Origin of the sequence: Pseudidiomarina sp. WS423 (assembly GCF_050750165.1) — a bacterium.
Classification (GTDB): domain Bacteria; phylum Pseudomonadota; class Gammaproteobacteria; order Enterobacterales; family Alteromonadaceae; genus Pseudidiomarina; species Pseudidiomarina fusca.
This window is the reverse complement of record NZ_JBOJLN010000001.1, coordinates 385,628-401,654: the sequence shown is the minus strand read 5'-3', so window position 1 is coordinate 401,654 and position 16,027 is coordinate 385,628. Positions and strand designations below refer to the sequence as shown.

The 16,027-nt window shown below is 48.8% G+C and carries 17 protein-coding genes; 10 read left to right on the top strand and 7 right to left on the bottom strand.

Annotation, left to right across the window (positions count from 1 at the left end):
* Window positions 1–75: 75 nt before the first annotated feature.
* From ACQ661_RS01910 to ACQ661_RS01885, 6 genes are all read left to right on the top strand, one after another.
* Window positions 76–483, top strand: coding sequence for a hypothetical protein (locus ACQ661_RS01910; RefSeq protein WP_153826045.1), 408 nt, complete (start codon window positions 76–78; stop codon window positions 481–483).
* Window positions 483–1,286: a 5-oxoprolinase subunit PxpA gene (locus tag ACQ661_RS01905; protein WP_431667443.1), complete on the top strand. Its 804-nt coding sequence runs from the start codon at window positions 483–485 to the stop codon at window positions 1,284–1,286. Before ACQ661_RS01910 ends, ACQ661_RS01905 begins: the two co-directional genes overlap by 1 nt.
* Window positions 1,283–2,026, top strand: coding sequence for a 5-oxoprolinase subunit B family protein (locus tag ACQ661_RS01900; RefSeq protein WP_431667442.1), 744 nt, complete (start codon window positions 1,283–1,285; stop codon window positions 2,024–2,026). The genes ACQ661_RS01905 and ACQ661_RS01900 overlap by 4 nt, the downstream gene beginning before the upstream one ends.
* Window positions 2,023–2,985 carry a biotin-dependent carboxyltransferase family protein gene (locus tag ACQ661_RS01895; RefSeq protein WP_313932181.1) on the top strand — a complete coding sequence of 321 codons (963 nt, stop codon included), beginning with the start codon at window positions 2,023–2,025 and terminating at the stop codon, window positions 2,983–2,985. Before ACQ661_RS01900 ends, ACQ661_RS01895 begins: the two co-directional genes overlap by 4 nt.
* A gap of 75 nt (window positions 2,986–3,060) precedes the next feature.
* Window positions 3,061–4,725 carry a glutamine--tRNA ligase gene (gene glnS / locus ACQ661_RS01890; RefSeq protein ID WP_313932182.1) on the top strand — a complete coding sequence of 555 codons (1,665 nt, stop codon included), beginning with the start codon at window positions 3,061–3,063 and terminating at the stop codon, window positions 4,723–4,725.
* A gap of 90 nt (window positions 4,726–4,815) precedes the next feature.
* Complete coding sequence (locus tag ACQ661_RS01885) at window positions 4,816–6,528, top strand: diguanylate cyclase domain-containing protein (RefSeq protein ID WP_431667440.1); 1,713 nt, start codon at window positions 4,816–4,818, stop codon at window positions 6,526–6,528.
* Here ACQ661_RS01885 and ACQ661_RS01880 read toward each other — a convergent pair.
* The 5 genes from ACQ661_RS01880 to ACQ661_RS01860 all read right to left on the bottom strand — a co-directional run bounded on the left by ACQ661_RS01880 (window position 6,488) and on the right by ACQ661_RS01860 (window position 9,872).
* Complete coding sequence (locus tag ACQ661_RS01880; RefSeq protein ID WP_431667439.1) at window positions 6,488–7,705, bottom strand: DEAD/DEAH box helicase; 1,218 nt, start codon at window positions 7,703–7,705, stop codon at window positions 6,488–6,490. The two genes, ACQ661_RS01885 and ACQ661_RS01880, sit on opposite strands and share 41 nt — an antisense overlap.
* A 72-nt stretch (window positions 7,706–7,777) precedes the next feature.
* Window positions 7,778–8,221 carry a ferric iron uptake transcriptional regulator gene (gene fur, locus ACQ661_RS01875; RefSeq protein ID WP_110075319.1) on the bottom strand — a complete coding sequence of 148 codons (444 nt, stop codon included), beginning with the start codon at window positions 8,219–8,221 and terminating at the stop codon, window positions 7,778–7,780.
* Window positions 8,222–8,238: 17 nt separating this feature from the next.
* Entirely contained in the window at window positions 8,239–8,763 is a 525-nt protein-coding gene (gene fldA, locus ACQ661_RS01870) for a flavodoxin FldA (RefSeq protein WP_110075318.1), read from the bottom strand.
* Between the two features lie 29 nt (window positions 8,764–8,792).
* Window positions 8,793–9,008: a DUF2788 domain-containing protein gene (locus tag ACQ661_RS01865; protein WP_110075317.1), complete on the bottom strand. Its 216-nt coding sequence runs from the start codon at window positions 9,006–9,008 to the stop codon at window positions 8,793–8,795.
* A gap of 60 nt (window positions 9,009–9,068) precedes the next feature.
* Window positions 9,069–9,872, bottom strand: a complete 804-nt coding sequence (locus ACQ661_RS01860; protein ID WP_153826053.1) for an alpha/beta fold hydrolase — start codon at window positions 9,870–9,872, stop codon at window positions 9,069–9,071.
* A 93-nt stretch (window positions 9,873–9,965) separates the two neighbouring features.
* Between ACQ661_RS01860 and seqA the strand changes: the two genes are divergently transcribed.
* Complete coding sequence (gene seqA / locus ACQ661_RS01855; RefSeq protein ID WP_431667438.1) at window positions 9,966–10,553, top strand: replication initiation negative regulator SeqA; 588 nt, start codon at window positions 9,966–9,968, stop codon at window positions 10,551–10,553.
* Window positions 10,553–12,193 carry a phosphoglucomutase (alpha-D-glucose-1,6-bisphosphate-dependent) gene (gene pgm, locus ACQ661_RS01850; protein WP_431667437.1) on the top strand — a complete coding sequence of 547 codons (1,641 nt, stop codon included), beginning with the start codon at window positions 10,553–10,555 and terminating at the stop codon, window positions 12,191–12,193. The genes seqA and pgm overlap by 1 nt, the downstream gene beginning before the upstream one ends.
* On the opposite strand, the gene ACQ661_RS01845 is transcribed toward pgm, so the two are convergent.
* The gene (locus tag ACQ661_RS01845; protein WP_153826056.1) at window positions 12,190–13,455 is read right to left on the bottom strand and encodes an MFS transporter; all 1,266 of its coding nucleotides are present in this window, start codon (window positions 13,453–13,455) and stop codon (window positions 12,190–12,192) included. The genes pgm and ACQ661_RS01845 overlap by 4 nt on opposite strands.
* Window positions 13,456–13,586: 131 nt before the next feature.
* Between ACQ661_RS01845 and ACQ661_RS01840 the strand changes: the two genes are divergently transcribed.
* Window positions 13,587–14,882, top strand: a complete 1,296-nt coding sequence (locus ACQ661_RS01840; protein ID WP_431667435.1) for a DUF2066 domain-containing protein — start codon at window positions 13,587–13,589, stop codon at window positions 14,880–14,882.
* On the top strand, window positions 14,879–15,577 hold the full coding sequence (gene hda / locus ACQ661_RS01835; protein WP_110075311.1) for a DnaA regulatory inactivator Hda: 699 nt from the start codon (window positions 14,879–14,881) through the stop codon (window positions 15,575–15,577). The genes ACQ661_RS01840 and hda overlap by 4 nt, the downstream gene beginning before the upstream one ends.
* Here the strand turns inward: hda and ACQ661_RS01830 are convergent.
* Window positions 15,574–15,996 (bottom strand): DUF2069 domain-containing protein, encoded by a 423-nt coding sequence (locus tag ACQ661_RS01830; RefSeq protein WP_228759457.1) that lies wholly within the window; start codon window positions 15,994–15,996, stop codon window positions 15,574–15,576. The genes hda and ACQ661_RS01830 overlap by 4 nt on opposite strands.
* Between the last annotated feature and the right edge of the window lie 31 nt (window positions 15,997–16,027).

Sequence of the window (16,027 nt, the reverse complement as noted above, 5' to 3'; positions counted from 1 at the left end):
CTAAACTTGAGTAAAACAAAGACCTTTTGATTATTACTTTAGAGCCCTAACAGGGCTCATTTCACAGGATGAATTATGGCGTTAACAACCCGATTAGTCATTTTGGCTGGTTTAATTGGCCTGATGTTTTATAACCTCAGCGACCAGCGCCTTGCCGCACTTATTATTGATTACCAGTTAGGCTGGTACAAGCTGGGCGTGCCACTTGCTTGGGGCTTGGTGTTGGGAGCCTTGCTGCAGCTGCTTGGGCTGAAGCAATTGCATAAATTTTTAGAGCCTATTACTTTTATTGCCGTATGTGTGATGACCATCGGATTAACTGGTGCGGCTGCTATTTTCGGTGCTCACCAAACGGCGATCTTGATGTTGCCGGCACTACAAATAGCCACCATAGGTTTGGGCGTTTATTTATTTGCCTATAGCTATGCGCGCTTTGCCGGAGCACGAGAATCGTCATCAACTGCCACAGGCAAGGATGAGTGATGCTATTGAACTGCGATATGGGCGAGAGTTTTGGCGCCTGGCAGATGGGCAATGATGCGGCAGTGATGCCGTACATTGATATGGCCAATATCGCCTGTGGCTTTCATGCGGGTAGCCCGGCCATCATGGCTGAAACCGTAGCTTTGGCGAAACAGCACCAAGTATTGATTGGCGCGCATCCGGCGTATCCAGATTTAGAAGGGTTTGGGCGCCGTTCGATGAGTTTTCAGCAAAGCGAATTAGCCGCCATTTTAACCTATCAGATAGGGGCTATGGAGGCTATTTGTGCACAACAAGGGGAGACTTTAGCTTATGTTAAACCCCATGGCGCCTTGTATAACGATAAGCAAAGTCAACCGCATTTGTTTGAGACGGTCGTGCAAGTGCTAGCGGAGCGTAATCGTCATCGTCAGCAACCCTTGCGCTTAATGACCCTAGCTCCGTTAGTTTCGGCCGCAAACACCGCCGCTACTTGGCAGCAACAACTTGCTCACCGCTACGGCGTGCCGTTATGGTTTGAGGCTTTTGCCGACCGGCGTTATGAGGCCAACGGTCAGTTACGTGCGCGGCGCCATGCCGATGCAGTGTTACAGACCAGCGCTGAGATTCTCAGCCAAGCCCAAGCGCTAGCCCAGCAACACCCCATTAACGCCAGTGATGGCAGTAGCATTCAGTTGCAGGCCGACACCTTGTGTGTGCATGGCGATAATGCTGAGTCCATAGCTACGGTAGCGGCTATTCGTAAAGCCCTCACCGAGATCACGCGGTCAACCACAGGTACGACCGCAGTCAAGCCGCAATGACAGCAAGGTTATCAGACTCCCTGCAGCCCCTAGCACAGGTGGAAATAGCTGCCGCAGATGCCTTGTTGGTTCGTTTTGCGAACCGAATTGATCGCAAGATTAATGCGCAAGTATTGGCTTTGCGAGACGTACTGCAACAGCGACAGCAGAGCGGCCAGTGGCCTTGGCTGTTGGAGCTAGCACCGGCCTATCATAGTCTGCTGGTGCAGTTAGATATTCGCCACATCTTGCCCGATGCCGCTCAACATCAGCTCCAGCAGCTGTTAGCACAGCCCGCGCTGGTGCTGCAGTTGCAGGCTGCAACGCCAGCTAGTAAGCCTGATACAATCCACCAGATTGACGTGTGTTACCACCCCGAGTTCGCCGCTGATTTGCAAGCTATTGCCAGCGCTGCGAATTTGTCAGTAGCCGAAGTGATCGCCTTACATACCCAACCCACTTACCATGTGTATGCATTGGGGTTTGCGCCACAATTTGCCTATTTAGGAGATGTGCCCGAACCACTGCGGATGCCGCGTTTAGCCACGCCTCGACAACAGGTCCCCGCCGGGAGCGTAGCTATTGCCAATCAGCAAACAGCGATTTATCCGCGTACCTCGCCAGGTGGATGGCAATTGATTGGACGAGCAGTAAGCTGGCCCCAGTTGCAAGCAGGTGATCAAGTTCGCTTCCGGTCGATTAGTTTAAGCCACTATCAACAAGCGGCAGCAGCCATTCACTCAGCGAGCGCGCGCGAATGAGCTTACGCATACTGCAATCTGGGCCGCTAACCACTCTGCAAGATTTTGGCAGATTTGGCTATCTACACCAAGGTATCAGTGTGGGCGGGCCTCTTGATGAGCAAGCTTTTCTGTGGGCTAATAGGTTGTTAAATAACCACTTTAATGCGGCCCAGTTAGAAATTACCTTGGGTGGCTTTCGTGCAGAATTTACCGCGGCTACGGCGTGGGTTGTGACAGGGGCTGAGCTGCCTATGAGCCTGAACGGTCAACCAGTGCCGGCGCAGCAGGTTCAACTGGCAGCGGCTGGTGACGTCCTGACGGTCGCACCGGGCGGAGTTGGCTTACGCGCTTACTTAGCTGTTGCTGGCGGCTTACTCGCCACGCCCGTCTACGGCAGCGTTGCTACCGTGGTGCGTGATGGCTTAGGAGGATTGCAGCAGCAGGGACAAGCAGTGCAAAGTGGCGATCAGATCGCTTACGCAACAGTGCCTGGTTATCGCACTCAGCTGGGGCGCCGCCCCGGGCGCAGCGTGGCGCCGCAGTTACCAACCGCAGCCACAGGCGCTCGCGACAAACCTGTTATTCTAGAGGTGATAGCTAGCGGACAGTATGCGCAGTTTGAACCGGAGCAACAGCAACTCTTTACGGATCAGCTGTACCAAGTGACGCCAGCCCAAGACCGGATGGGGGTGCGTTTAGCCGCAGCCGAGCCTTTGCAGTGGCCTCATGCACAAATCATTTCTGAGCCACTACCGGTCGGAGCTGTCCAAATTCCCCCCAACGGGCAACCGATTGTGATGCTCAAAGACCGGCAAACGCTGGGCGGTTATCCCAAACTAGCAACCCTAACGTGGCGGGCTCAGAACACGCTGGCGCAATTGCCAGCGGCTACGGAAATACAATTTCGCTGGGTTAGCGCAACCGCGGCAGCGCGCCACTTGCAGCAGGTTTATCAATTCTTTCAGGTGCAGCGTTAGGCCTTGCACCTATGCTAAGAACCTGCGATCATAGCGGTCATTTTTTCAGGTCTATTTACTGGAGACAACGAATCCATGGCAGCAGATGCGCCCCGTAGTAATTTCATTCGTCAAATTATCGATCAAGACCTAGCTTCAGGAAAGCATAACCAGGTACATACAAGGTTTCCGCCAGAGCCAAATGGTTTTTTACATATCGGTCATGCCAAATCCATCGTGTTGAACTTTGGCATTGCTGAAGACTATCAAGGCACCTGTAACTTACGCTTTGATGACACCAATCCGTTGAAAGAAAAAGTGGATTATGTGCACTCGATTCAAGCCGATGTGCAATGGCTGGGATACCACTGGAATGGTAAACCACGTTACTCATCTGATTATTTTGAGCAATTACACGGTTATGCGGTAGAGCTGATTGAAAAGGGCTTGGCTTATTGTGATTTTTCGAGCCAAGAACAAATGCGAGAAATGCGTGGCACCCTGAAGCAGCCGGGTAGCAATAGTCCTTATCGAGATACTAGCGTTGCAGAAAACCTGCAAATTTTCGCGGACATGACAGCGGGTAAGTATCAAGAAGGCGAAGTTTGTCTGCGTGCCAAAATCGATATGAGCTCACCTTTTATGTGCATGCGCGATCCGGTGATTTATCGGGTTCGGTTTGCTCATCATCACCAAACGGGTGACACTTGGTGTGTGTATCCTATGTACGATTTTACTCATTGTATTTCAGATGCTATTGAGGGGATCACCCATTCACTTTGTACCCTTGAGTTCCAAGATAACCGTCGCTTGTACGATTGGGTCTTGGATAACATCAGCATTGAATGCCACCCCCAGCAGATTGAGTTTTCGCGCTTAAACCTGCAATACACGGTGATGAGTAAACGTAAACTAAATCAATTGGTTGAAGAGCAACGAGTGAGTGGTTGGGATGACCCTCGTATGCCAACTATTGCTGGTATGCGTCGCCGCGGCTATACGCCGGCTTCTATCCGTGAGTTCTGTCACCGCATTGGTGTCACCAAAATGGATAATCAAGTAGAGATGAGCATGCTGGAGGCTTGTATTCGTGATGAGCTAAATCAGCATGCGCCTCGTGCGATGGCGGTATTAGATCCGGTGCGTTTGGTGATTGAGAACTATCCGCAGGATCACGTTGAACAACTGCAAGCGCCAAATCATCCGAATGATGACAGTATGGGCACTCGCACGGTACCTTTTGCGCGCGAAATATTGATTGAAGCCGATGATTTTCGTGAAGAAGCCAACAAAAAATACAAGCGTCTGGTGCTTGGAAAAGAAGTGCGGTTACGCAATGCCTATGTGATTAAAGCCGAGCGCGTTGAAAAAGACGAGCATGGCAATATCACCACTATTTTCTGTAGCTACGATGCTGATACTTTAGGCCAAGATCCTGCCGATGGACGTAAAGTAAAAGGCGTTATCCATTGGGTTGCAGCGGCTCATGCTAAACCAGCTGAGTTTAGGTTGTACGATCGCTTGTTCCAAGTGCCAAACCCAGCAGCAGAAGAAGATTTTGCGGCCACGCTTAATCCACAATCTTTAGTGGTTAAACATGGCTTTGTGGAAGCCTCGTTAGCTGACGCTCAGGTAGAAAAAGCTTATCAGTTTGAACGTATTGGCTACTTCTGTGCCGATAGCAAAGACCACAATGCTGAGCATTTGGTCTTCAACCAAACGGTAGGTTTACGTGATACTTGGTCCGATGAAGGCGAGTAAGCTAATTTAGCAAAAAGTTAAATAGATTTGCGTTACCGCAACTTTTAATGCCACAATCCCTGCTAGTAAAACAGCAGGGATTGTTTGTTAATGCCGTTACCGAAAAACCCATACCCCGATTTAAGTGATGCCCAAGTACGTGAGCAGTTGCAATGGCTTGAGACCATTATGACGCGCTCAAAAGTAGCGACTTGGAAGTTACATCGTCCCAGCATGAAAATGTTCATCAACTCGGCCCTAGCTGAGTTGTTAGGCCAGTCATGGCAGCGAGAACAAAGCTATCCTTTTGAGTTGTTAGTGGAAGCGATGCATGCAGAGTGTCGTCATTCGGCTATGGCTGTGATGCAACAATTGTGGGCTGGCGATCTTGAGCATGCTGATGTGATCTTTCGGGTGACAGCAGCACATGGCCAAGCGCGTACCATTCGCGATACAGTATCGGTGATTAGTCACGATCGGCAAGGGCAAGCTGAATGGCTCACCGGAGTCTGGATTGATATGACAGACACAGTGATGGCCCATCATCGCTTGGAGCGAATAGCTAGTACTGTGCCTGGGGTTATCTATCAGTTCTCTATGTATCCTGATGGGCGTATGTGTTTTCCTTACGCCAGTGCGGGTATCAAAGCTATTTATGGTGTTGATGCGGACGTTGTTAGCACCGATGGCAGTGCCGTGTTTGATGCCATTCATCCGGCTGATCGTGAACGGGTACGCAGTAGCATTCAGCAATCAGCCGAAAGTCTACAGCCTTGGTTTTGCGAGTATCGTATTGTACGAGGAGAACAAACCCGTTGGGTGGCCGGTAACGCTATGCCAGAACTGGATGCCGAAGGCGTGTATCACTGGTTTGGTCAGATCGTGGATACCACGTTAGATAAACAACGTGAGTTAGAGCTGGAAGAAAGCCGAATCACCTTAAAACGAGCCCAAGAAATAGCCGAGTTAGGTTACTGGAAAGCAAATTTTGCTACCGGCGAGCTCTATTGGTCAGATAAAATTTACGACATTTTCGGGCTCGATAAAGATACCGTAAAACCTAGTATTAGTTTGTTTCAGCAAGCTGTTCACCCAGACGATTTAGCGTTGGTGTTAGCGAGTGAACAACAGGCAAAAAAATTCGGCACGCACGATGTCGTGCATCGGATTATTCGCCCGGATGGAAGTGTTCGTTGGGTGCACGAGTTAGCTGACTATAACCAGTATATCCATGAAGACATTCTGATCGGGACAGTGCGAGATATCACGGAACAAAAAATTTATGAGCAAGAGCTTGAACGCTTGTCCATTACTGATGAATTAACAGGGGTTTATAATCGGCGCTATTTTATGCAGCAACTTGAGCAGTTGGTAGTGCGCTTTACGCCTTCTACCCAAGCCGTTGTAGCTATCTTTGATATTGATTATTTTAAACAGATTAACGATAACTACGGGCACGCCGAAGGTGATGCGGTGTTACGTCGCTTAGCTCAATTCATGCAACAGCAATTACGCCCCGGTGATATCTTCGCTCGTACTGGCGGAGAGGAGTTTGGATTGTTACTGCACCGCACTAATGCGGCAGATGCCAAGCGTCGCCTTAATGCAATTCGCATCTTAGTCAATGAATTAGAATTTGTGCCTAGCACAGGGACAGAGCAGCCTTATCGAGTATCGGCAACCATTGGTTTAACCAACGTGCATGTTGATGACGACAAGGATAGTGTGTTGTATCGAGCCGATCACGCCCTTTATTTTGGTAAAAACAAAGGGCGTAATTGTGTTATTTGGGCTGACGACGAGGCTGATGCCGACGTTGGCTAGGTTGTTGGGCTGGCTTTTTAGGAGCCGGCCGACCTTTGTTTAAATCAACCGGTTGGTAGCCAGGCGCACTGATACGTTCAAGTTTTTGATCAATCAACCGCTCAATTGCCTTGAGTTGTTTCACTTCTTCCGGGCTCACTAAGCTTAAGGCATGGCCACTAGCACCAGCACGTGCCGTACGGCCAATACGATGCACGTAGTCTTCAGCAACGTTAGGTAAGTCGTAGTTTACTACCAGTGGTAGTAAATCGATATCAATACCACGTGCAGCTATATCAGTAGCAACTAATACCTGTACTCGATTATTTTTGAAGTCATCCAGCGCTTTGGTACGGGCACCTTGGCTTTTATTGCCATGAATGGCGGCGGCCAAAAAACCATGCCCATCCAACTGCTTCACTAATCGATTAGCACCGTGCTTGGTACGAGTGAAGACCAACACTTGCGGTGTATTGCGTTCACGCAAGAGTTGCGCCAACAATTGCGTCTTCTGGTTTTGTTCAACACCATAGATGGATTGTTCGACTCGCTCAGCCGTAGTGTTTGGAGGGGCGACAGAAACTTCTACAGGATCATTCACCAAACCTTTTGCTAGCGCTCTAATTTCGTCTGAAAACGTCGCTGAAAAAAGCAGGTTCTGGCGTTTCTTCGGTAAAATCCTTAAGATTTTCTTGATGTCGTGAATGAAGCCCATGTCTAGCATACGGTCTGCTTCGTCTAACACCAAAATCTCAAGCTGATTAAATTTGACGGCATTTTGTTGAAATAAATCTAATAACCGACCTGGGGTAGCAATGAGGATATCGACGCCTTTGCGAAGTTTCATCATCTGTGGGTTGATACCCACGCCGCCAAACACCACGGCAGAGGATAAACTCAGATTTCGACCGTAAGTAGCTACGCTTTCTGCCACTTGGGCAGCAAGTTCACGCGTAGGGGTCAGAATTAAAGCACGCACATGGTTTGAGCGTGCGCGCTCACCATCTTTGAGTAATTCTAAGATAGGTAAAGTAAAACCAGCGGTTTTGCCGGTTCCTGTTTGTGCTGCTGCCATCACATCTTTGCCTGCTAACACAGAAGGTATGGCTTGTTGTTGAATGGGGGTAGGGCTGGTATAACCTTGTTCGTTAAGAACACTTAAAACTTCTGGCGCTAGGCCTAAATCAGAAAAACTCATCAACGGCTGTGGTCTCTTTTTGCGTGAGGAGGCTACCAGTATCACACTGGTAGCATCGGTATCTAGGTAGGATTATTCGCTACTTTGATTGTTTTCGCAGGTATCTGGTGACTGACATTCACCATACAAATACAAGCTATGATTGGTCAGTTTAACGTTATGTGCGGTAGCAATATCACGTTGACGCTGTTCAATCATTTCATCTTCAAATTCAAAAACATGACCACAGGTTAAACAGACCAGATGGTCGTGGTGGTCTTTATTGCTTAGCTCAAACAGTGAGCGACCGCCTTCAAAATGGTGACGACTTACAATACCTGCATCATCAAATTGGTTGAGAACGCGATACACGGTAGCTAAACCTATCTCTTCGTTTTTCTCCAACAAGATCTTATACACGTCTTCAGCACTTACGTGCTGATTAGCCGGGTTTTTGAGTATCTCCAGCACTTTAATCCGTGGTGAAGTTACTTTTAGTCCGGCTTTTTTCAGTTGTAATTCGTCTTTGCTGCTCATGTCTCTACATCGCTTAGTTAGGCGAGTTGGTCTAAGCCCATCTCTGTACGGATTTGCGCACACCATTGTTGCACGCGCTCTTTAGTGAGTTCAGGCTGACGATCTTCGTCGATGCCTAACCCAACAAAGTGGTCATCATCAACTAAAGCACGTGAGGCGTCAAATTGATATCCTGCGGTCGACCAGTGGCCAATGATAATTCCGCCACGTGCCTCAACGATATCGCGCACGGTTCCCATGGCATCAAGAAAATACTCAGCGTAATCTTCTTGGTCGCCACAACCAAAAATAGCAATCAGTTTGTTGTTGAAATCAATTTCTTCTAATTCAGGGAAGAAATCGTCCCAATCACATTGGGCTTCGCCGTAGTACCATGTTGGAATACCGAACATTAACAGGTCGTATGAGGCGATGTCTTCTTTGCTGGATTTGGCAATATCAAATACATCAATTAGGTTCTTACCTAATTCTTTTTGAATCATCTGTGCAACAGCTTCGGTGTTACCGGTGTCACTTCCAAAGAAAATACCAACACTAGCCATAAATTCGTTACTACCTACTTAACTGTGTATTACATGCCTGCTTCCCAAAAGGCTTGAATAATGCCTTTTGCGATAAAGCCAGCACAACCTAAAAACAAAACCAACCAAACAAACCAGCGGCCATACTTGGGTACGTTGCCTTTATTTAAAACGTCTTGAATAGCTAAGCCGATCAGCAAAAACAGCACAGCAATGGCAAAATTCGTCGCAAGCGCTTCAATTAATTCGTAATGTTCTGACAACATAACAGCAACACCATTTCATTAGGCCGGAAAAATAAGCGCTGATTATAGCATGCAACCGGCTCAGGTGCGAGAATGTTGCTGGATAAATGCAAGCGCCAGACGGTTGAAAATACGTGGCTTTTCAGCATGCAGCCAATGCCCAGTACCCTCAATGATTTTCATCTCTATGTTACTGAAACGAGAACGAATTTCGTCCTCGTGTTGCGCTAATAAATAATCGGAATCGCCACCTTTGATAAACAAAATCGGGCCTTCATAGTGACCGTCGCGAACGGCGCCAGAAATCGCATCGTAACAGGTATCCAAGCGCGCTAACGGTAGCCGCCACTGATAGCCTGTGTCAGTGTGCCGCAGATTTTTCAGTAAAAACTGCCGCACGCCGCGGCTGTCAATACTTTTAGCCAGCTGGCGATCGGCATCTTGACGGTTAGTCACGGCGTCTAAATCCACGCTAATAAGAGCTTCCAGAATATGCCGATGGCGCGGGTCATAAGCTACAGGAGAGATGTCCGCCGCTATGACACTAAGGGTTCTATCGGGATAGGTTAGAGCGAACTCCATCGCAATCTTACCGCCCATCGAATGCCCGACCACATGTATTTGGTGTAATTGCAAATGGTCTAAAGTGGCAGCGAGGGCTGCTGCCATACTGGCATAATCCATCTTAGCAAATTCAGGAGAATCACCGTGGTTAGGAGCATCAACTAACAGCACTGGATAATGCTCGGCTAATTCTTTTGCTAAACTTTTTAAGTTATCTAAATCGCCGAACAAACCATGCAATAGCACCACGGGGGCCTGCTGCTTAGCTGCATCTGGTGACGGGCCGAGCTGTTCAAAATTAAGAATCTGTGCGTTACTCATGTTGAATTCCTGTACCCTTGGCGTTGCTTGGGTATAATAGCGTTTTGGTGAACCTTGTAAAACCACCCACAACTTAAAAGAAGCGAACGGGTAATGACAAAACGCATTGAAATTGATGACGAATTATACCGATTTATTGCCGGTCATACACTGCATATTGGCGAGAGTGCTTCGGCTATTTTACGCCGGCTGCTAAATTTACCTGCGGTAGTAGCTACCACCAGTACCACCGAGGCTGGTAGCGAACAGCCCACTGCTGCACCGGTAGTTGCTCAGCCACCAACCACACAACAAGCGATTGTGAACGCCAGTGAGCGCACGGAAAAGTTATCTATGCCAGCCGGTCGGCAGATTTTTGATGTGATGACCCGAGCCGATTTAGCCGGGCAACGCAGCGTTGTCGCACGCTTTCTCTATATTCTTAGTATGCTTTATAAATGCCACGCTAAGCAGTTTGACCAAGTGCTGCAGATTAGCGGTCGCGACCGCCAATATTTTGCGAAATCTGAAGCTGAATTAGCGGCCAGTGGCACCAGCACTAATCCCAAGCAGATTCCGGATGCACCTTATTACGTGGTGACTAATAATAACACCACCCGCAAGAAATCGATGTTAACGCAGGTGGCACTTGAGTTAGGTTACAGCGAGCAACAGGCAGAAAAAATCAGGGACTTTTTATAATGGCGATACATGCACGGGCCGGACAGCCCGCACAAGCAGAAGATTTGACCAATATTGCGCAGTTAGTTAGCGCATATTTTGTCAATGATGTGGACCCTCGCGATCCAGCGCAACAGGTAAAATTCGGTACTTCAGGGCATCGTGGTTGTGCCTTAGACTGCTCCTTTAATGAGGCACACATTCTAGCTATCAGCCAAGCCTTGGTGCGCTATCGTGAAGAGCAGGGGATTACTGGGCCATTATTGGTGGGGCGGGATACCCATGCTTTGTCTGAAGCCGCATTTATGACGGCCCTAGAAGTTTTTATTGGTAATGGCATTGAAGTACAGGTTCAAGCCGATGATGGCTACACGCCAACGCCGGTCATCAGTCATGCAATTTTGCGTTATAACCGCGGTCGTACTCGTGATCTAGCGGACGGAGTGGTGATTACACCTTCGCACAATCCACCAACCGATGGCGGCTTCAAATACAATCCTCCACACGGTGGCCCTGCCGATACTGATGCTACCAAAGTCATTGAAAAATATGCGAATGCGTTATTATCATCAGAGCTTTTGGGCGTAGAAGCCGTGTCCTATGCTGAGGTACGAGCTAGTCGCTTACTGCAGCAAGTGGATTGGCGCCAGGCGTACATAGATAGTCTGCCTGAAGTGATTGATATGGAAGCTATCGCCAAGCAAAAGGTTCGGATTGGCGTGGATGCGATGGGCGGTGCTGGCGCAAGTTATTGGGCCTTAATTGCAGAGCAATACGGCTTAGACATCGAGGTTCATAACGCCGCGGTAGATGCTAGTTTCCGGTTTATGAGCCTTGATAAAGACGGCAAAATTCGAATGGACTGTTCGTCTCCTTATGCTATGGCGTCCTTATTAAAATACAAAGATAACTACGATATCGCCGTAGGTAACGATCCTGATTATGATCGCCACGGTATAGTAACGCCCACCCATGGTTTGATGAATCCTAACCACTATTTAGCTGTTGCGATTGATTATTTGTGTTCACAGCGCCAATGGTCGTCAACTCTGGCTATTGGTAAAACCTTGGTATCTAGTGCAATGATTGATCGTGTCGTCGCTGCGCATCAACGTGAGCTGCGCGAGATGCCGGTTGGGTTTAAATGGTTTGCGCAAGAATTGCATCAGGGCATCACGGCGTTTGCCGGTGAAGAAAGTGCCGGTGCAACTTTTCTAGACAAGCAAGGGCAAGCTTGGACTACCGATAAAGACGGTATCATTTTAGCGCTATTGGCGGCTGAGATTTGTGCGGTAACAGGGCGTAACCCTAGCCAACATTACGATGATCTCTGTGCCAAGCATGGTACCAGTTATTATCAACGCGTGGATGTCAGTTCATCGAGCGAGCTGAATGCCGCTTTTGGTGATATTCGTGCCTATAAGCTAAAGATTGCTGAGCTAGCAGGTGACAGTGTGCTAGATATTACCACCAAAGCACCGGCCAACGGTGCTCTTATTGGCGGGGTTAAAGTCACCACTGCCAATGGGTGGTTTGCGGCTCGGCCATCAGGTACTGAGCCAGTGTATAAGATCTATTGTGAGAGCTTTGTCAGCGCTGAACATCTTGCTGAAATGACCAGCCAAGCTCAGCAACTGGTGCATAGCTGGCTGCAGGGTTAACGCCCCGCAGCAGCTTCGTCGTCTTGATACTCTTGCTCATCAGCTAAGCTGGTGAGCAATTCATCGGAGGTTTGGGTCGGGGTTAACATCGCGTAAGCACTGTGACTTTGGTCTTCAGGTTTGGCACGGCGAGTCACACGATAGAGTGAGTAGCCGCAGACAATACTGGTGAGCACCATAATCAATAAAAAGAAGTAATCTACCGCACCAAACTGCATCAATGCTGCCACCGATGGTGCGCCTATGATTGAACCCATGCCACCTACTTTTATGATGGCCCCAGTTGCACCAACCATTTGGTCTTTATCTAAAAAGTCGTTGGTGTGAGCCATGCCGAGAGAATAGAGTGGCAGGGCGCAAGCGCCAAACAAACCTACACACAAATAGATTAACCACACCGTTTCTGAACCCAATTGTGATAACACAAAGGCCATGATGGCGGCAGTACCAGCACAGGCAGCCATAATAAAGCGTCTATCGATGCGATCTGATAATAAACCTATTGGCGCCTGTGCCAACATGCCGCCTAAAATAAAGGCGGCCATAAATAACGATACTTGCCCTACGCTTAAGCCGATATAGGTGGCGTACATCGGGCCGATGCCATAGAACATGGCATAACAAGCCTGCATGATAAAGGCACTTACCATGCCCAAAGGCACTACCTTCAGCAATGAGCGAATGGGCACTTTCTTGGCTTCGTGGGTGGTTGGTTCAACAGTCACGCTGATTAAGATCGGAATCAACGCTAAGTTGATCAGCAGGGCAACAATCGCAAAGGCAAGGAACCCAGCCGGGTCAGCAACCCCGAGAATTAATTGCCCAGCCACTAAACCACCGTAAATAAGTACTAAATAGACCGACAACAAGGTGCCACGGTTTTTATTGTCAGCCATGGTGTTAAGCCAGCTTTCCACGATCACAAAGATGGCAGAGATAGCAAAACCGGTCAAAAAGCGCATTAGGAACCAGACTACCGGATTAACCCAAATGGCTTGAATTAGAATTGAGGCAGCGGCTAAGGCTGCTAAGCCACCGAAAGCGCGAATGTAGCCAACCCGCCGAATATCTTTCGGGGCCCGAGTGGTGCCAAATAAGAAGCCGATAAAATACGCTGACATGATCACCCCGGTGGTGAGGGTACCGAAGTCTTCAATGGTAGCGCGCAAACTCAACAAGGTGCTGGTCATGCCGGTACAAATACCAATCAGGGTAATGCTGGTCAGCAGAGAGCTAATAGCGCGCAGTTGTTGTTTTAACATGGCGGCAATCCTTGTGTGTTGCGGTGTATTTTTGGGCGGCAATGATGGAAAGTTTACCACGTTGTGAAAAATTCGGAAACGTCAAGAGGTTATCCACAGCTTGTTACTTGCTCCTGGTTCGTAGGCTGTTTATGATGCACCTATTGTTCTTATCTGAGGTTGCTATGATCGCTGCAGTGATGAAACCCCTATGGCTGGCATTGACGCTAGCACTGGTCTTAGTGGCAGCTACGCCAGCGCCGGTCCAGGCGGCACTTGAGTTGACCCGCATGTATCAGGCGCAAATCGCCGTGAATGACCAATCGGTGGCACAACGTAACCAAGCGTTGCGTGAAGCACTCACCTATACCTTATTAAAAGTTTCTGGCGACGAGCAGGTGTTATCCCACGACTTAGTGCAATCGGCATTGCAAAATGTGAGTAAATTTGTGGTGCAGTATGGTTATCGGCAAGCGCCTGCAGTAACCCAGCCAAAAAGCAACTCCAGTAACCTTAGTAATGATGATACAAGTCCAGCTCCAGTGCAGGAGTTACAGCTATGGGTACAATTTGACCAACCGCAAATAGACCGTTTGTTACAAGAAGCGGGTTCTGGCGTCTGGAGTAATTTACGCCCGGAGTTGTTAATTTGGACTGTCTATGAAGACCTCAACTTGCGGCGGCGGTTACTCGGTAGTGGTGATAATCACGAGGCTAGCGAGTTCATGCAGCAGTTGGTAACACATGCCAATGCCCGCGGTTTACCCATTAAGCTGCCCTTATTAGACCTAAATGACAGTATGTCATTAAGTGTGCTTGACGTGTGGGCGCGGTTTGAGGATACCTTAGCTTTTGCCAGTAGTCGTTATAGCCCAGACGGTGTTATTACGGCTCGTGTATACCAGGCCGAACCAACCCCCAGCGATGCCGCAATAGAAGGTGCCGCCGAGTCAGCCCCGCAATGGGTACTTGATTGGGTCTTACAATTAGGCGAGCTGCGTTGGCGGGGCGAGGTGAGTAGTTCCGAACAAGTGCAATTAGCTCAGCTTTTTATTAGTGATGTAACGGCACAATTGGCACAAAGGTACCGGATCAGTAGCCATGCCGGTAGCACTCAACAATGGCAACTGCAGGTACAAAATGTCACCTCGTTAACGCAGGCTATCGCCGCCGAGCAATTCTTGTTAGCCTTGCCGTCGGTGGCAAATGTGCAACTTGAGGCTTATGGCGAGCACACCGCACAATTTAATTTATTGCTGCAAACCAATCCCGGCCAAATTCTGCAAGCTATCGATCTATCCAAGCAGATGCGACCAGTCTCGGTGCCTGGGCACGAGACTGAGCCAGCGCAACCCAATTATCGCGAACGCTTCTTGGCACCACAGACGCCAGAACAACCACCAAAAACACCGCCGATGCCGGTGTATCGTTGGGTTGGTAGCGAATGACGCAAGCCCAATTACCTCTTGCTATTCAGCTTCCTGATGATGAAACTTTTGCGACCTTTGTGGTGGGGGACAATCAGGATGCGCTAGCGCTGGCGCTTACACACACCGACACCTTACTGTACTTGTGGGGTGCTCATGGCGTGGGTAAAAGCCATTTATTACATGCCATCTGTGCAGAAACGCAAGAACCTTTGATGTACGTGTCGTTACGCGAGCTTTATGGGCAAGTGCAACCACAGGTTCTGCAGGGATTAGAGCGCTACAAGTTAATTTGTCTCGACGATATTGATAGCGTAAGCCATGATCCTGATTGGTGCTATGAGCTATTTGCCTTGTTGAATCGCTGTCGCGACCAACAAGTACAACAGCCGCAACAGGCGTCGCGATTATTGGTGACGGCGCATGCCGGGCCTGCTGCATTAGAAGTGGCCTTGGCCGATGTGCATTCGCGGTTACAGTGGGGTGTGGCACTGCAACTGAAAAGCTTAAGTGATGGCGACAAAGCGCAAGCGCTGCAACTACGAGCAAAAACCTTAGGCTTGCATTTAAGTGCAGATACTGCGCAATTTATGGTGCAGCGCTTGGGGCGTGATATGCGTACGTTGATGGCTTGCTTGAAGCAACTAGATAGAGCATCGATTGTCGCCAAACGGCGCCTAACCACGCCGTTTGTCAAACATGTCTTGGGTATTTAGGTTTGGTCTTTGAGTTTCTTCAGCCCTAAGCCCTGAGCTCGGCCTTGAGTGCGGGCGTAGCCGGTGCAGCCAACAAACGCAATACAAGTTAAGACAAGCTCGGCTACCGCTAGATATTTAGCCTCGGTAGCTACCCACAACAGCGTTAAACTATGTAAAAAATACCACATCAAAATGAAGTTGGCCCACGCATGAGTGTATGGTTTGCCGCGAATGATACCGGGCGTAGCAAACAGCAAGGGTAGTACCCAAAACAGCAACCGAAAGGTCAAACTGAGCTCGCTCGTGTGGGTGTAAAACAGTTGCCACAGCACCATAAACAATAATAATCCGATATAGCCAGTTAAAGCCATAACCCGAAACGTACGAATGGTTTCAGCAGAGGCAATAGGTTTACTGGCGTTAGCATCGTTCGTCATAGAATTCTCACCGTTGTTTGACCGTCAAGAG